The organism is Microcella daejeonensis, assembly GCF_026625045.1.
GTDB classification, from domain to species: Bacteria; Actinomycetota; Actinomycetes; order Actinomycetales; family Microbacteriaceae; genus Microcella; species Microcella daejeonensis.
Map to the genome: position 1 here is coordinate 1868629 of NZ_CP113089.1, position 16785 is coordinate 1885413.

Annotated in this window: 9 protein-coding genes; 4 read left to right on the forward strand and 5 right to left on the reverse strand. The window is 72.7% G+C overall.

What is annotated here, in order from left to right:
• Positions 1–76 precede the first annotated feature (76 nt).
• Complete coding sequence (gene glgB / locus OVN18_RS09085; protein WP_267780407.1) at positions 77–2281, reverse strand: 1,4-alpha-glucan branching protein GlgB; 2205 nt, start codon at positions 2279–2281, stop codon at positions 77–79.
• On the reverse strand, positions 2281–4452 hold the full coding sequence (locus OVN18_RS09090) for an alpha-1,4-glucan--maltose-1-phosphate maltosyltransferase (protein WP_407666032.1): 2172 nt from the start codon (positions 4450–4452) through the stop codon (positions 2281–2283). The genes glgB and OVN18_RS09090 overlap by 1 nt, the downstream gene beginning before the upstream one ends.
• Before the next feature lie 555 nt (positions 4453–5007).
• Between OVN18_RS09090 and glgP the strand changes: the two genes are divergently transcribed.
• Positions 5008–7560, forward strand: a complete 2553-nt coding sequence (glgP, locus tag OVN18_RS09095) for an alpha-glucan family phosphorylase (RefSeq protein WP_267780408.1) — start codon at positions 5008–5010, stop codon at positions 7558–7560.
• 217 nt (positions 7561–7777) lie between these two features.
• Here the strand turns inward: glgP and OVN18_RS09100 are convergent, their stop codons facing one another.
• The 3 genes from OVN18_RS09100 to glgX all read right to left on the reverse strand — a co-directional run bounded on the left by OVN18_RS09100 (position 7778) and on the right by glgX (position 11576).
• Positions 7778–8626, reverse strand: coding sequence for an endonuclease domain-containing protein (locus OVN18_RS09100; RefSeq protein ID WP_267780410.1), 849 nt, complete (start codon positions 8624–8626; stop codon positions 7778–7780).
• A gap of 264 nt (positions 8627–8890) precedes the next feature.
• Complete coding sequence (gene ybaK / locus OVN18_RS09105; RefSeq protein WP_267780412.1) at positions 8891–9385, reverse strand: Cys-tRNA(Pro) deacylase; 495 nt, start codon at positions 9383–9385, stop codon at positions 8891–8893.
• Entirely contained in the window at positions 9378–11576 is a 2199-nt protein-coding gene (glgX, locus tag OVN18_RS09110; RefSeq protein ID WP_267780413.1) for a glycogen debranching protein GlgX, read from the reverse strand. The genes ybaK and glgX overlap by 8 nt, the downstream gene beginning before the upstream one ends.
• 68 nt (positions 11577–11644) lie before the next feature.
• Here glgX and OVN18_RS09115 point away from each other — a divergent pair, with 68 nt between their 5' ends.
• The 3 genes from OVN18_RS09115 to ligA all read left to right on the forward strand — a co-directional run bounded on the left by OVN18_RS09115 (position 11645) and on the right by ligA (position 16632).
• Complete coding sequence (locus OVN18_RS09115; RefSeq protein WP_324287773.1) at positions 11645–12862, forward strand: cysteine desulfurase family protein; 1218 nt, start codon at positions 11645–11647, stop codon at positions 12860–12862.
• A 30-nt stretch (positions 12863–12892) separates the two neighbouring features.
• Positions 12893–14068 (forward strand): tRNA 2-thiouridine(34) synthase MnmA, encoded by a 1176-nt coding sequence (gene mnmA, locus OVN18_RS09120; protein WP_267780415.1) that lies wholly within the window; start codon positions 12893–12895, stop codon positions 14066–14068.
• Positions 14069–14310: 242 nt separating this feature from the next.
• Positions 14311–16632, forward strand: a complete 2322-nt coding sequence (ligA, locus tag OVN18_RS09125; protein WP_267780417.1) for an NAD-dependent DNA ligase LigA — start codon at positions 14311–14313, stop codon at positions 16630–16632.
• The last annotated feature ends 153 nt before the right edge of the window (positions 16633–16785 follow it).

Genomic DNA, 16785 nt, shown 5'->3' on the forward strand with positions numbered 1-16785 from the left:
CCGACGCCGTCGACGACGAACGGGCCGCACCCTTTCAGGGATGCGGCCCGTTCGTCGTTCTCGGGGGGAGGGGGGGCTACTGCTCGAGCGTCAGCCAGAGCGCCGCGAGCGGCGGCAGCGTGAGCTCGGCCGAGGCCGGCTGGCCGCCCCACGGCACCTCCTCGCCGTGCACGACGCCGAGGTTGCCGACGCCCGATCCGCCGTACTCGTGCGCGTCGGTGTTGAGCACCTCGTTCCACCGGCCCGCGGCGGGGAGGGGGAGGCGGTACCCGCCGACCGGCTGCCCGCTGAAGTTGAAGACGCCGACGAGCGGCGTGCCGTCGGCGGCCGAGCGGCGGAACGCGATGACGTTGTTCCCCGCGTCGCCGCCCTCGAGCCACGAGAAGCCGGCCGGCGTGTTGTCCTGCTGCCACAGCGCCGGGGTGTCGCGGTAGACCGCGTTGAGGCGCGATACGAGCGAGTGCAGGCCGCGGTGCACGGGCTGGTCGAGGATCCACCAGTCGAGACCGCGCTCCTCGCTCCACTCGCTCGGCTGCCCGAACTCCTGGCCCATGAACAGCAGCTGCTTGCCCGGGTGCGCCCACATGAAGGCGAGGTAGGCGCGCAGGTTGGCGAGCTTCTTCCACTGGTCGCCGGGCATCTTGCCGAGCAGGGAGCCCTTGCCGTGCACGACCTCGTCGTGGCTGATCGGCAGCATGAAGTTCTCGCTGAACGCGTAGAGGAACGAGAAGGTGATCTCGCTGTGGTGGTGCGATCTCCACATCGGGTCGCGCTCGAAGTAGCTGAGGGTGTCGTGCATCCACCCCATGTTCCACTTCATGCCGAAGCCGAGGCCGCCCTCGCTCGTCGCCCGGGTGACGCCTGGCCATGAGGTCGACTCCTCGGCGATCATCACGATGCCCGGCACCCGCTTGTAGGCGGTCGCGGTGACCTCCTGCAGGAACGAGATGGCCTCGAGGTTCTCGCGCCCGCCGTGCTCGTTGGGCAGCCACTCGCCCTCGCTGCGCGAGTAGTCGAGGTAGAGCATGCTCGCCACGGCGTCGACCCGCAGGCCGTCGATGTGGAACTCCTCGAGCCAGTACACGGCGTTCGCGACGAGGAAGTTGCGCACCTGGCTGCGGCCGAAGTCGAAGACGTAGGTGCCCCAGTCGGGCTGCTCGCCGCGACGGGGGTCGGGATGCTCGTACACGGCCACCCCGTCGAACCGGCCGAGCGCCCACTCGTCCTTCGGGAAGTGCGCCGGCACCCAGTCCATGATCACGCCGATGCCCGCCTGGTGGAGGCGGTCGATGAGGTAGCGCAGGTCGTCGGGCGTGCCGAAGCGGGAGGTCGGCGCGAAGTAGCCCGTGACCTGGTAGCCCCACGAGGGGCCGTAGGGATGCTCGGCGAGCGGCATGAACTCGATGTGGGTGAAGCCGAGCTGGGTCACGTACTCGATGAGCGGATCGGCGAGGTCGCGGTATCCGAGCCCCGGTCGCCAGGAGCCGAGGTGCATCTCGTACACGCTCATGGCGCTGTCGTGCGGGTCGGTGCCCGCGCGGCGGGCCATCCATTCGCCGTCGCCCCAGGCGTAGGGGGCGTCGTCGGCGACGATCGAGGCGGTGGCGGGCGGCAGCTCGGCGCGGCGGGCCATGGGGTCGGCGCGCGTCACCCACTCGCCGGAGGGGGTCATGATCTCGAACTTGTAGGTGCTGCCGGGGGCGAGTCCGGGCACGAAGAGCTCCCAGACGCCGTTGTCGTCGAGTCGGCGCATGGCGTGCTGGGGGCCGTACCAGCCGTTGAGGTCGCCGACGACGCGCACGGCCTGCGCGTTCGGCGCCCAGACGGCGAAGCTCGTTCCCTCGACGCCCTCGTGCGGGCGGTGGTGGGCGCCGAGCACGTGCCACAGCTGCTCGTGGCGGCCCTCGCCCCACAGGTAGAGGTCGATCTCGCCGACGCTCGGCACGAAGCGGTACGGGTCGTCGGCCGTCCAGTCGGGGCCGCCGTCGTAGCTCGCGACGACCGTGTAGGCCTGGCCCTCGGCGGGACCGCCGGGCAGGATGCCGTGCCAGAGCCCGTCGGCGTCGTGCTCGAGCGGCACGCGGCTGCCGTCGGCGCGCACGATCGTCACGGAGGCGGCGAGCGGGCGCAGCACGCGCACCACCCAGCCGTCGTCGAGCGGATGCTGCCCCAGGGCGTCGTGCGGCCGCGGGTGGCGCCCCTCGACGAGGGCGCGCCGGTGCTCGGCGTGCAGCGTCGGGATCGCCTCGGGAGCGGGGGTCGTGCGCGTCGGATCGGCCATCAGATGCCCTTCGGGTACTCGATGCGGAGGATGTGCACGGGCTCGGTGAACGCGTCGAGGCGCACGTAGTTGTGCTCGCCCCAGCGGTAGTGTTCCCCGGTGATGAGGTCCTTCACGTCGAAGGTCGCTCCCTCGGGCAGGCCGAGCGCGGCGAGGTCGAGGTGCACCGTCGTCTCGCGCACCGAGTGCGGGTCGACGTTGGCGACGACGATGATGCCGTCGGTGCGACCCGAGCGCACGAAGCGCCCGGGGGTCACCTTCGAGTAGACGAGCACGGCGTCGTCGTCGCTCCAGTGCACCCGCAGGTTGCGCAGCTGGCGCAGCGCCGGGTGCTGCGAGCGGATGGTGTTGAGCGTCGTCAGGTACGGCGCGATCGAGCGGGCCTGGGTCGCGGCCGAGGCCCAGTCGCGCGCCTTGTACTCGTACTTCTCGTTGTCGATGTTCTCCTCGCTGCCGGGGCGCGCGACGTTCTCGATGAGCTCGTAGCCGGCGTACACCCCCCAGGTCGGGCTCGCCGTCGCGGCGATCGCGGCGCGCACCTTGTAGGCGGGAACGCCGCCGAACTGCAGGTACTCGGTGAGGATGTCGGGGGTGTTGACGAACAGGTTCGGTCGGAACCAGGCGCTCGTCTCCTGCGACAGCTCGGTGAGGTACTCCTCGAGCTCGACCTTCGTGTTGCGCCAGGTGAAGTACGTGTACGACTGCTGGAACCCGGCACCGGCCAGCGACTGCATCATCGCGGGGCGGGTGAAGGCCTCGGCGAGGAACACGACGTCGGGCCGCTCGAGCGCGATCTCGTGCAGCAGCCACTCCCAGAAGTCGAGCGGCTTGGTGTGCGGGTTGTCGACGCGGAAGATCGTCACGCCCTGCGCGATCCAGTGCCGCACGATGCGCAGCACCTCGGCGCGGATCCCCTGCGGGTCGTTGTCGAAGTTCACCGGGTAGATGTCCTGGTACTTCTTCGGCGGGTTCTCCGCGTAGGCGATCGAGCCGTCGGGCAGCGTCGTGAACCATTCGGGATGCTCGCTCACCCACGGGTGATCGGGCGCGCACTGCAGCGCGAGGTCGATGGCCACCTCGATGCCGAGCTTCTTCGCCGCGCCGACGAAGGTGCGGAAGTCGTCGAGCGTGCCGAGGTCGGGGTGGATCGCGTCGTGCCCGCCCTCGCTCGAGCCGATCGCCCAGGGGCTGCCGGGATCGTTCGGGCCCGGGGTGAGGGTGTTGTTCGGCCCCTTGCGGTTCACGCGCCCGATCGGGTGGATGGGCGGCAGGTAGAGCACGTCGAAGCCCATCTGCGCGACCGCCGGCAGGCGCCGGGCCGCGGTCGTGAAGGTGCCGCTGGCCCACGAGCCGTCCTTGCGCTGCACGGCGCCCTCGCTGCGGGGGAAGAACTCGTACCAGCTGCCGACGCCGGCCCGGGCGCGCTCGACCCGGATGGCGAGCTGCTCGCTCTCGGTCTCCAGGCTGGTGAGGCGGTGCCGCGAGAGCGCGGCGGTCACCCGGGGGTCGTTCGCCGCGCCGAGGCGGGCCGCGGGGGTGCTCTTCGCCTTCATGATGGCGGTGCGGGCATCCCGCAGCACCTTCTGGTCGGGCGTGCCCTTCGCGAGCGCGGCGGCGCGCTCGAGCAGCTGCGCGCCGGCGAGGAGCATGACCTCGACGTCGACGTCGGCCTCGATCTTGACGGTCGCGTTGTGGTGCCAGGTCGCCCAGTCGTCGGTGTACGCGAGCACGTGCCAGTGCCAGGTGCCCTCGGCGTCGAGCTGCGCCTGGGCGTGCCAGCGGTCGCTGCCCTTCGCGCCGGGGGAGAGGGGGATGCTCTGCCGCGCGCCGTCCGGAGCGACGAGCACGAGGTCGGCCCCGAGCTTGTCGTGGCCCTCGCGGAACACCGTCGCGGCGAAGGGGACGACCTCGCCGACGACGGCCTTGCTCGGCCAGCGGTCCTCCGGCTGACGGGGGGAGAGGTGGCGGATCGGGATGCGGCCGATGCGCGCGGTGTAGGGCGCGGGCTCGGCCGCCGGGGCGGGGGTCGGAGCGGGGGCCGGGGCCGGGGCCGCGGGCGCTGCGGCGGGCGGAGCCGCTGGCGCGGCTGCGGCCGGCGGTGCTGCCGCGGGGGTCGCGCGCGGGGTGGTCGTCGACGTCGGACGGGGCGAGGGCTTCGGTTTCTGTGCCACGTCTCGACCGTACTCCCCGGCCCGGTCGAGTTGGCGCCCGACATTGCGCCGGTTCCCAGCGGACGCCGCGCGGCGGGGTGAATCGATTTCAGGAAAACGGAATGTCTGTCGGCATTAGGGGGGACAAAATGTACCCCGGCCGGGGTACGCGAATAGGGGTCATCTCCGTGCGGGCGGGGTTGCGAGGTCGTACAGTCGTAGACGAGGGAGCACGAATCGCCCGGAACACCCGGTCCCGGCGGATTCTCCCCCCGAACGAGCACGACACCACCCGAAGGTGTTCGTGAATCAGGATCGAGCCCCGTGTCCCCCGCACGGCGTGCTCGATCCTGCTCGTCGTTAACGAGGCGATCGACCGGTCGGGGCCGTCCGAGCGGCCCCGACCGCGATCGACCTCCCCGCCCCGCCGGAGCACCCGCGGAGGCGTCGTTCTGGAACCGTTCTCCGGCCCCGATGTGGAACCTCGGGAACGGGGAGCGGTCGCCTAGGCTGTCTCCTCGTGGGCGTAGCCCGACCCGATCCGCGCGACCCGGTCCGCATGAGGAGTGATGAGCTGTGAAGGCGATCCGCCGATTCACCGTCCGAACCGTTCTGCCCGAGCGCCTCGCCGCTGTCGGCGACCTGGCCGCGAACCTGCGCTGGTCGTGGCACGAGCCGACCCGTCGACTCTTCGAGCGCGTCGACCCCGTGCGGTGGGAGGCCCTCGGCCACGACCCCATCGCCCTCCTCGGCGAGGTCGACCCCGCCCGCCTCGAGCAGCTCGCCGCCGATGAGCACTTCGTCGCCGACGCCGAGGCACTGCGCGCCGATCTGCACGCCTACCTCGCCGAGCCCCGGTGGTACCAGGGGCTCGAGAACGCTCCGGCGCGCATCGCCTACTTCTCGCCCGAGTTCGGCATCGCGAGCGCGATCCCGCAGTACTCGGGCGGTCTGGGCATCCTCGCCGGCGACCACCTGAAGAGCGCATCCGATCTCGGCGTGCCCCTCATCGGCGTCGGCCTCTTCTACCGGGCCGGCTACTTCCGCCAGGCGATCGACCGCGACGGCTGGCAGAAGGAGACCTACCCCCTCATCGACCCCGACGGCCTGCCCATGCAGATGCTGCGCGAGCACGACGGCACCGCCGTGCGCATCACCCTCGCGCTGCCGGGCGGCGACGCCATGCACGCCCGGGTCTGGCAGATGGCCGTCGGCCGGGTCGTGCTGCTGCTGCTCGACACCGACATCCCCGAGAACTCCGACGCCCTGCGCGGCGTCACCGATCGCCTCTACGGCGGCGGCGGCGAGCACCGCCTGCTGCAGGAGCTGCTGCTCGGCATCGGCGGAGTGCGCGCCATCAAGAGCTACCTCGAGGTCTCGGGAACGCCCGCGCCCGAGGTCTTCCACACCAACGAGGGCCACGCCGGATTCCTCGGGCTCGAGCGCATCAGCGACCTCATCGCCGAGGGCCTGAGCTTCGACGAGGCGCTGCAGGTCGTGCGCGCCGGAACCCTCTTCACCACGCACACCCCTGTTCCCGCCGGCATCGACCGCTTCGAGAACGGGCTCATCGAGCGCTACTTCTCCACCGGTCTGCTGCCCGGCGTCGACGTGCACGACGTGCTCGGGCTCGGCCGCGAGGACTACGACGGCGGCGACCCGGGCGTCTTCAACATGGCGGTCATGGGCCTGCGCCTCGCGCAGCGCGCCAACGGCGTCTCGCAGCTGCACGGCGACGTCTCGCGGGGCATGTTCGGCCAGCTGTGGCCGGGCTTCGACCAGGCCGACGTGCCGATCACCTCCGTCACGAACGGCGTGCACGCCCCCACCTGGACCGACCCGCTCATGGTGCGCCTCGTGCACGAGAAGCTCGGCACCTACGAGACGAGCACCGCCGACTGGGCGAGCGACGCGATCAGCGACGAGGAGCTGTGGTTCGTGCGCCGCTCGATGCGCGAGCAGCTCGTCACCGACGCGCGGGCCCGCGTAGCGGCCGCCTGGAGCGAGGAGAACGGCTCCGTCGCCCCGCCGAGCTGGATGAACGAGCTGCTCGACCCCGACGTGCTCACCATCGGCTTCGCGCGGCGCGTGCCGACCTACAAGCGGCTCACCCTCATGCTGCACGACGAGGCCCGCCTGCGCGCCCTGCTCACCGACCCCGAGCGCCCCGTGCAGCTCGTGATCGCCGGCAAGTCGCACCCCGCCGACGACGGCGGCAAGGCCCTCATCCAGAAGCTCGTGCAGTTCTCGCAGGACCCGGAGCTGCGCCGCCGCATCGTGTTCCTGCCGAACTACGACATCGCCATGGCGCGCCTGCTCTACCCGGGCACCGACATCTGGCTGAACAACCCGCTGCGCCCGCTCGAGGCCTGCGGCACCTCCGGCATGAAGGCGGCCCTCAACGGCTCGCTCAACCTCTCCATCCTCGACGGCTGGTGGAACGAGTACTACGACGCCGAGAACGGCTGGGCCATCCCCACTGCCGACTCCGCGGGCGACGACGCCGAGCGCGACATGCTCGAGGCGAACGCCATGTACGACCTCATCGAGCACCAGATCGCGCCGCGCTTCTACGACCGCGACGCCGACGGCCTGCCGCGCCGCTGGCTGCAGAACATCCGCCACACGCTGTCGACGCTCTCGCCCGAGCTCTCGGCCGACCGCATGGTCGCCGAGTACGTGCAGCGGCTCTACATGCCGGCGGCGGATGCCCAGCGCACGATCATCGCCGACCACCACGCCCCCGCCCGCGAGCTCTCGGCCTGGAAGTCGCGCGTGCGCGCCGGCTGGTCGTCGCTCTCCGTCGCGCACGTGGAGTCGGGCGGCGTCGAGTCGCCGCAGCTCGGCGACGCGCTGCACGTGCGGGCGCACATCGACCTCGGCTCGCTCGAGCCCGACGACGTGAGCGTCGACGTGGTCTTCGGCCGCGCCGACGAGGGCGACGACCTCGCCGACGTGCGCACGCAGGCCCTGCAGCTCGTGAGCCACGAGATCGGGCAGCCGGCGACCTTCGCGGGCACCGTGCCGCTGGAGCGCTCCGGCTCGTTCGGGTACAACGTGCGGGTGACCCCGCGGCACGCCCTGCTCGCGAACCCGGCCGAGCTCGGACTCGTCGCGGTCGCCCACTAGCGCCGGGCATCCCGCCGGGGCGTGCCGGGCCCGGTCTGCCCGCGCGGCCGCCGGATCGCGGGTCCGCTGGCAGAGTCGGCACGAATTCAGGCCGTGCTCGGCGCGCCGTCGACGCGCGGTGCTCGACGCGCCTGTCCGCGGGCAGCGATGCCTGAATTCGTGCCAACTGCACGGGCCGGATCGTCGATCGTGAGGGCTCGCGAACCCGGCGGTCCTGTTACCGGAGGTGGTCGCCGCGGGAGACCGCGGCCAGCACGGCGGCGACGACCCGGTCGAGGTGGTTCACGATCTGGTCGTAGTCGAAGCGCAGGCAGCGGTAGCCGGCGAGGCTGAGGTCGAGGTCGCGACGCCGGTCGGCTGCGCGGCCCGAGGCGATGTCGTGGAACTCGCGGCTGTCGATCTCGACGACGAGCCGCTCACCGATGAGGAAGTCGACGCGACCGACCCCCGGGATCAGCTTCTGCCGGGAGACCGACGGCAGCAGCTGCCGGATCGCGAGCCAGAACATCGTCTCGGTGCCGCTCTCGCAGACCCCGTCGATGCCGGCGGTTCCGGCGGGATGCCCGGCGCGGCGCAGTGCGTCCCGCTCGAGCGGCGCATGGTGCAGCGCCGAGTCGAGCGAGGCCAGGTACCAGGGCTCCGGCACGCACCGCCGGTAGTCGGAGAGGGCGTCGCTCACCGTCGCCACGAGTCGCTCGTGCTCATCGGGTCGGCGCGTCCAATGCACGATGGCGGTGCTGCCCGCCGACCGCCGACGACGGCTGTCGCGCTCGTCGCGCAACCGCGAGCCCGGATGCACCACACGCGCATGGATCTCCGGGTGGTCGAGGGCCCACACCCCGTGCTGCCGGAGCGCATGACCGCACGTCAGGGACCCCCCGACCCTGACGGCCATGAGGATCACGGGGTCGAGGTCCGGGCGCACGAACCACCCCTGACGAGCACGTCGAAGAACGCCCCCCTCGATGAGGCGCTCGCGTGCGCGGCGCCCGAACCCCTCGTCGATCAGCTCGTGCGTGGCGATCGCCCCGCCCCGGGCATCCAGGAGTCGGTGGACATGGTGCATGGGCGCAGGGTCGCGGACGACGCGAGCCGGGTACCGAGCACCCCGGCTTCCGGGGGATACCTCCGCTTCGATCACCACTGGGGAGGAGGGTTCGGGTCGCCTGTCCGACACAAATTCAGGCGAGCCCCGGCGTGGCGGGACCGATGAGTGGGCAACACGCCGGATGCGGCCCGCGCATGCCTGAATTTGTGCCAGAGCGCGGTCGCCGGTGCCGGGCGGAGCCGGGTGGTGCCGTGCGCCCGGAGCGCGGCCCCGCAGCGCGGCTCAGCGGGCGATGTCGGCGAGCCGCGCGCCCGTGACGGCGACGAGGTCGGCGGGCGCGAGCTCGAGGTCGAAGCCGCGCCGGCCGCCCGAGACGAGCACGGTGGGCCAGAGCAGGGCCGACTCGTCGAGCCAGGTGGGCAGCGCCGTGCGCTGGCCGATGGGCGAGATGCCGCCGACGACGTATCCGGTGCGGCGCTCGGCGAGGGCCGGGTCGGCCATGGCGGCGCGGCGACCGCCGGCGGCCGCGGCCAGCGACTTGAGGTCGAGCAGGCACGAGACGGGCACGATGCCGACCACGAGCGAGCCGTCGACGTCGGCGAGGAGGGTCTTGAAGACGCGATCCGGCTCGACGCCGAGGGCGGCGGCGGCCTCGAGGCCGTAGCTCGCCGCGCCCGGCTCGTGCGTGTAGGGGCGGGGCGTGTACGGGATGCCCGCCGACGCCAGCGCGACGGTCGCCGGGGTCGCGGGGCCGGCCGAGGGGCGCGGCTTAGGCATTCCGGTCGGGCTCGGGCCGGGCATCCATCGCCGGGTCGTCGGAGGGCGCGGCGACCCCCTCGTCCGAATCGTCAGGCGACGGAGCGGACGTAGCCGACGACGCGGCCGGCGCCGAGGGCGGTGAGGCCGGCGACGGCACCTGGTCGCCGTGCGCGCGGAACAGCAGCATCGACGTCGGCCCGACGGTGAGCATCTCGCCGGGCTCGTGCTCGAGCGCGAGCTGCGAGATGTCGTCGTGCGAGCTGTCCCACAGCAGGGTGTAGCCGGTGACGCCGACGTGGGCGGGCAGGCGCACCGAGGTCGGCTCCTCGAGCCCGTGCACGACGAGCAGGATGCGGTTGAAGTGCTCGAACTCGGGGGTGGAGGCGGCGAGGTACTGCAGGGTGCGCTCGGCGGGCGAGTCCCAGTCGTCCATCGTCATGGCCCGGCCGTCCTTGTTGTACCAGTCCATCTGGGTGGCGCTCGGGATGGTCTCGCCCCAGCGCCCGTACCGCACGGGTCGCAGCGCCGGGTTGTCGCACCGCAGCTGCAGCAGGCGCCGGGTGACCCGCAACAGGTCCTCCTGCCAGCCGGAGCGGTCCCACGACAGCCACGTGAGCTCGCTGTCGTGGCAGTACGCGTTGTTGTTGCCGCGCTGGCTGCGGCCGAACTCGTCGCCCGCGGTGATCATGGGCATGCCGGCGCTGAGCAGCAGGGTGCCGAGCAGGTTGCGCATGGCCCGGCGGCGGTCGGCGGTGATGACGGGGTCGTCGGTGGGGCCCTCGAGGCCGAAGTTGTACGAGCGGTTGTTGTCGGTGCCGTCGCGGTTGTCCTCGCCGTTGCCGATGTTGTGCTTCGAGTCGTAGGCGGTGAGGTCGGCGAGGGTGAAGCCGTCGTGGGCGGTGACGAAGTTGACGCTCGCGAGGGGCCCGCGGTCGGCGGCGAAGACGTGCGCGCTGCCGGTCATGCGGCGGGCGAGCGAGCCGATGCCCTCGGCGGCGGCGCCGTGGCGGCGCGAGGCGGCGGTGTCGCTGAGCCAGAAGGTGCGCGCGCGGTCGCGGAATCCGTCGTTCCACTCCCGGTAGCCGTCGGGGAAGTTGCCGACCTGCCAGCCGCCCAGCCCGACGTCCCACGGCTCGGCGATCATGAGCGAGTCGGCGAGCACGGGGTCGGCGAGGATGGCGGCGAGGAGCGGGTGCTCCGGGTCGAAGTGGGCGCGGGCATCCCGACCGATCGTCGCCATGAGGTCGAAGCGGAACCCGTCGATCTGCACCTCCTCGGCCCAGTAGCGCAGCGAGTCGAGCAGCAGGCGCTGGGCGGCGGAAAGCGAGAAGTCGACGGTGTTGCCGCACCCGGTGGTGTCGATGTACTCGCCCTCGCGGGTCTGGCGGTAGTACGAGGCGGCGTCGATGCCGCGCAGGCTCGAGGTCGGCCCGGTCGGCCCCTCCTCGGCGGTGTGGTTGTAGACGACGTCCATGACGACCTGGATGCCCGCCTCATGCAGCAGGCGCACCATGCCCTTGACCTCCCGCAGCACGGCCCCGGTTCCGCCGTTCTGGGCGCCGCGCGTGGCGTACTGCGCGTGCGGCGTGAAGAAGTTGAGGGTGTTGTAGCCCCAGTAATTGGTGAGGCCCTGCTTGAGCAGCCGCTGCTCGCTGATGCTCTGGTGGATGGGCAGCAGCTCGACGGTCGTGACCCCGAGATCCTTCAGGTAGGCGATCGTCGTGGGGTGCGCGAGGCCCGCGTAGGTGCCCCTCAGCTCGTCGGGCATGTCGGGGGCGAGCTTGGTGAGGCCCTTGACGTGCGCCTCGTAGAGCACGACGTGGTCGAGCGGGATGCGCGGCTTCTGCACCCCGCCCCAGTCGAAGTCGTCGTGCTGCACGTAGCCGCGCCAGTCGCCTCCGGTGGTGCGGGCGAGCCCGCGGGCGTAGGGGTCGATGAGGTGCCGCTCGGGATCGAAGGCGTGCGTCGGCCCGCTCGGCCCGTCGACCCGCACGGAGTAGCGGGTTCCCGGCACGAGGGCGGCGTGCTCGACCTGCCAGACGCCGTGCTCGTCGCGGGCCATGGGCACGCGCTCGGCCATCCACGCCGGGTCGTCGGGGCTGAACAGGCACAGCTCCATGGCGGTCGCGTGCTCGCTCCACACCCGCAGCCGCCCGCCCCGCGCAGTCGCGGTCACTCCGAGGTGACCCAGCGGGTCGGTCGTCGCCATGGATTTAGAGTAGGTCAGCGCGACCGTGCGTCCGCCGCGCCTCGCGTCGCGTCGTTCGAAGGGGGTGGATGCCGATGCCGGTGTACCTCGACCACGCCGCCACGTCGCCCATGCCCGCCTCGGTGCGCGCGGCGTACCTGCACGCTCTCGAGACCGCGGGCAACCCGAGCTCGATCCATTCCGCGGGCCAGTCCGCCCGGGCCATGCTCGATGACGCGCGCAGCCGCATCGCGGCGACCCTCGGCGTCGATGCCGTCGAGCTGACCTTCACGGGCGGCGGCACCGAGGCCGTGAACCTCGCCGTCAAGGGACTCTTCTGGCGGGCCCGGCAGGCCGACCCGCGCCGCACCCGCCTGCTCGTGCCGCGTGCCGAGCACCACGCCACCCTCGACGCGGTCGAGTGGCTCGTCGCGCACGAGGGCGCCTCGGTGACGTGGCTCGAGGTCGACGCGGAGGGGGTGCTGCTGATCGACGGCCTGGGCGGGGTGGCGGCGGCGCTCGCCGGTGCGGGAGACGAGCCCGCCGATGACGTCGCCCTCATCACCATGCTCGCCGCCAACAACGAGGTCGGCTCGGTGCAGCCCGTCGCCGAGGTCGCGGCGCTCGCCGCGGCCGCCGGGGTGCCGCTGCACGTCGACGCGATCGCCGCCTACGGGCAGATCGACCTCGCGCCCCTGCCGCCGGGGGTCGGGGCCCTCTCGATCTCCGCCCACAAGGTGGGCGGCCCGGTGGGCGTGGGCGCGCTCGTGCTGCGGCGAGGAACCGAGGTCGTGCCGCTGCTGCACGGGGGAGCGCAGCAGCGCGGGCGGTCGGGAACGATGGATGCTCCCGGCGCGTGGGCCTTCGCCGTGGCGGCCGAGGCGGCGCACGCCGAGCTCGCGGCGAGGGCGGCGCACAAGCGCGCGCTGCGCGATCGGCTCGAGGCGGGCATCCGCGCCCACGTGCCGCAGGCCGTGCTGCACGGCACCGGCGCCGCGCACCGCCTGCCCGGAACCGTGCATCTCACCGTGCCAGGCTGCGAGGGCGATTCGCTGCTGTTCCTGCTCGATCAGGCGGGCTTCGCCGTCTCGACCGGATCGGCCTGCCAGGCGGGGGTTCCCGAGCCCTCCCACGTGCTGCTCGCCATGGGGCTGAGCGCGGCGGATGCCCGAGGCGCGCTGCGCGTCACCCTCGGCCCCGACACCACGGCCGACGAGATCGACGCGCTGCTGGACGCTCTGCCGGCCGCGGTCGCCCGTGCCGAGGCCGCGGGGCTCGCGGCGCGTACGCCGATGCTCGGGCGGTAGCAGGGGGACGGGGCCGCGTACCCTGGAGGCATGCGGGTTCTGGCAGCGATGAGCGGCGGCGTCGACAGCGCCGTCGCGGCGGCGCGCGCGGTCGACGCCGGGCACGACGTGGTCGGGGTGCACCTCGCGCTGAGCCGCATGCCGGGCACGCTGCGCACCGGCAGCCGCGGCTGCTGCACCATCGAGGACAGCCTCGATGCGCGCCGCGCGGCCGAGAGGCTGGGCATCCCCTTCTACGTCTGGGACTTCTCGGAGCGCTTCGCCGACGACGTCGTCGGCGACTTCATCGCCGAGTACGCGGCCGGCCGCACGCCCAACCCCTGCATGCGCTGCAACGAGCGCATCAAGTTCGCCGCCGTGCTCGAGAAGGCGCTCGCGCTCGGCTTCGACGCCGTCGCGACCGGGCACTACGCCCACATCGTCACCGACGCGGCCGGCAACCGCGAGCTGCACCGGGCCTCCGATGAGGCGAAGGATCAGTCGTACGTTCTCGGCGTGCTGACGAGCGAGCAGCTGGCGCACGCGATGTTCCCGCTCGGCACGACGCCGTCGAAGGCCGTCGTGCGGGCCGAGGCCGCGTCGCGCGGCTTGACCGTGGCGCAGAAGCCCGACAGCCACGACATCTGCTTCATCCCCGACGGCGACACCCGTGGCTGGCTGGCCGAGCGCATCGAGCCGCAGCAGGGCGCGATCGTCGACCGCTCCGGCGAGACGCTCGGCAGCCACGACGGGGCGACGAGCTACACGGTCGGCCAGCGCAAGGGGCTCGGCATCGGCCGGCCCGCCCCCGACGGACGCCCGCGCTTCGTGCTCGAGGTGCGCCCGCGCACGAACGAGGTCGTCGTCGGCCCGCGCGAGGCGCTCGCGGTGCGCGAGCTCGCGGGGGCCCGCTACAGCTGGGCGGGGCTCGACCCGGTGGCGAGCGGCGTCACGACCGCCGAGGTCGATGGCGGCACCTCGTGGTTCGCGTGCGACGTGCAGGTGCGCGCGCACGGCGAGCCGGTGCCGGCGCGGGCGCGGCTGGCGGCCGGTTCGGCCTCGGCCCCTGAGCTGGTCGTCGAGATGGATGCCCCGCTCCTGGGCGTCGCGCCCGGCCAGACCGCGGTGCTCTACGTCGGCACCCGCGTGGTGGGCCAGTGCACGATCGACCGCACGACCTCCGCCGTGCCGGTGGATGCTGCGGCCGAGCCCGCTCGGGCATCCTGACCCCTGCGCGCCCGCCGTCGGGGTGTCTCGCCGCCCGCCGTCTGAGTCTCTCCCCGCCCGTGGCCGGCACAAATTCAGGCAAAGGCGCACAGGCGGCGGCGTGTCGCGGCATCGGGTCGTCCGACACGCCGGCCCGTGCCTGAATTCGTGCCAGGGGTGCGGGCGAGCGGTGCGGCCGAGCGGCCCTGCGCGCCCGCCGTGAGGCCCCGGAGACTGTCGGGGGTCGCTCCTAGACTGGCGCCGTGAGCGACACGGTCGAGACCCCTGCACCCGCCGACGGCTCCGCGGCCACGAGCCCCGTCGACGAGCGCGCCCCCGTCGAGTCGCTCAGCCGCGAGCAGGCGCGCGACGAGGCCGAGGCGCTGACGACGCGCATCCTCGAGCTGCGCGACGCCTACTACGACCGCGACGAGCTGCTCGAGGACGACGCCACCTACGACGCCCTGCTGCGGCGGCTCGAGCAGATCGAGCACCAGTTCCCCGAGCTGCAGAGCACCGACAGCCCCACGCAGACCGTCGGCGGCCGCGCGCAGACGCAGCTGTTCAGCCCCGTCACGCACGCCGAGCGCATGCTAAGCCTCGACAACGTCTTCAGCGCCGACGAGTTCGCGGCGTGGGCGGCGAAGGTCGAGCGCGACTCCGGCCGGGCGGTGCGGTACCTCTGCGAGCTGAAGATCGACGGCCTCGCGATCAACCTGCGCTACGAGCGCGGCGCGCTCGTCAGCGCGGCCACGCGCGGCGACGGCGTCGTGGGGGAGGACGTGACCGTCAACGTGGCGCTCGTGCCGGGCATCCCGACCCGGCTCGCTGGCCCCGCCGACCAGCTGCCCGACCTCGTGGAGGTGCGCGGCGAGATCTTCCTGCCGAAGGTCGCCTTCGACGAGCTCAACGTGCTGCAGCGCGAGGCTGGCGAGCGCGAGTTCGCCAACCCGCGCAATGCCGCGAGCGGCTCGCTGCGGCAGAAGGAGGAGGGCAAGACGCCGGCGCAGGTGGCGCGCATGCACGACCGGCTGGGCCGGTTGCGGATGCTCGTGCACGGCATCGGCGCGTGGAGCAGGCCGCCCGTGGCCGCCCAGAGCGAGATCTACGAGCTGCTGCAGTCGTGGGGTCTGCCGACGAGCACCCACTACCGCGTGCACGACTCGGCCGAGGACGCCGCCGGGTTCATCGCCCACTACGGCGAGCACCGCGACGCGGTGGAGCACGAGATCGACGGCGTCGTCGTCAAGGTCGACGAGCTCGAGCTGCACGACGAGCTCGGCGCCACGAGCCGCGCCCCGCGCTGGGCCATCGCCTACAAGTACCCGCCCGAGCAGGTCAACACGAAGCTGCTCGACATCGTCGTGAGCGTCGGCCGCACCGGCCGCGCCACCCCCTTCGCCGTCATGCAGAAGGTGCGCGTCGCCGGCAGCGAGGTGCGGCAGGCGACCCTCCACAACCAGGACGTCGTGAAGCTCAAGGGCGTGCTCATCGGCGACACCGTCGTGCTGCGCAAGGCGGGCGACGTCATCCCCGAGGTGCTCGGCCCCGTCGTCGAGCTGCGCGACGGCACCGAGCGCGAGTTCGTCATGCCGACCGAGTGCCCCGAGTGCGGCACCCCGCTGCGCCCGGCGAAGGAGGGCGACGTCGACCTGCGCTGCCCCAACGCGCGCAGCTGCCCCGCCCAGGTGCGCGGGCGCGTCGAGCACATCGGCAGCCGCGGCTCGCTCGACATCGAGGGCCTCGGCGAGATCGGCGCCGCCGCCCTCACCCAGCCCGACGTGCCGTCGACCCCGCCCCTCGTCACCGAGGCCGGCCTGTTCGAGCTCACCCTCGACGACCTGCTGCCCATCGAGGTCATCGTCCGCGACTCCGAGACGGGGCTGCCGAAGCTGGAGGAGGACGGCACCGCCCGCCGCCGCTCGCCGTTCCGCCGCAACCCCACCGCGGCCGAGAAGAAGCAGGGCCTCGAGGGTCCGCAGCCGAGCGCCGTCGCCCTCACGCTGCTCGACGAGCTCGAGAAGGCCAAGACGAAGCCTCTGTGGCGGATGCTCGTCGGCTTCAGCATCCGGCACGTCGGCCCCGTCGCCGCCCGCGCCCTTGCCGATCACTTCGGCTCGCTCGACGCCATCCGCGCCGCCACGGCGGAGGAGCTCGCGGCCGTCGACGGCGTCGGCGGCATCATCGCCGACGCGCTCATCGACTGGTTCCAGGTCGACTGGCACGTCGAGATCGTCGACCGCTGGGCCGCCGCCGGCGTGCAGCTGTTCACCCCCGGTCACCCCGGCCCGGGTGCCGCCGCCGCGGCGGGCGGCGTGCTCGCCGGCATCACCGTCGTCGCCACCGGCAGCCTCGAGGGCTTCACCCGCGAGGGTGCCCAGGAGGCCATCATCGCTGCCGGCGGCAAGGCCGCCAGCAGCGTCAGCAAGAAGACCGACTTCGTGGCAGCCGGCCCCGGCGCGGGCTCCAAGCTCGGCAAGGCGGAAGCGCTCGGGCTGCGCATCATCGACGCCGCCCAGTTCGCCATCCTCGTGCGCGAGGGGCCCGACGCGCTCCCCGCGGAGCCCGCCGACGCAGCGGAGTAGCGCGCCGCGCACGGATCGTGCTGGGGACAACCAGCAGAGGGATTGTTAACTCCGGGAGACGATTATCAGTTTCGCCCCCCAATCGGGGTGCGCTTTCCCATAGCATGAAACCGCGTCAGTCGACCCCGATACGGGGTGACCCCTCCCGGCCGA

Coding starts and splice junctions, on each gene's coding strand:
- glgB (WP_267780407.1), bottom strand. CDS start 2,281: ATGGCCGATCCGACGCGCACGACCCCCGCTCCCGAGGCGATCCCGACG.
- OVN18_RS09100 (WP_267780410.1), bottom strand. CDS start 8,626: ATGCACCATGTCCACCGACTCCTGGATGCCCGGGGCGGGGCGATCGCC.
- ybaK (WP_267780412.1), bottom strand. CDS start 9,385: ATGCCTAAGCCGCGCCCCTCGGCCGGCCCCGCGACCCCGGCGACCGTC.
- glgX (WP_267780413.1), bottom strand. CDS start 11,576: ATGGCGACGACCGACCCGCTGGGTCACCTCGGAGTGACCGCGACTGCG.
- OVN18_RS09115 (WP_324287773.1), top strand. CDS start 11,645: ATGCCGATGCCGGTGTACCTCGACCACGCCGCCACGTCGCCCATGCCC.
- mnmA (WP_267780415.1), top strand. CDS start 12,893: ATGCGGGTTCTGGCAGCGATGAGCGGCGGCGTCGACAGCGCCGTCGCG.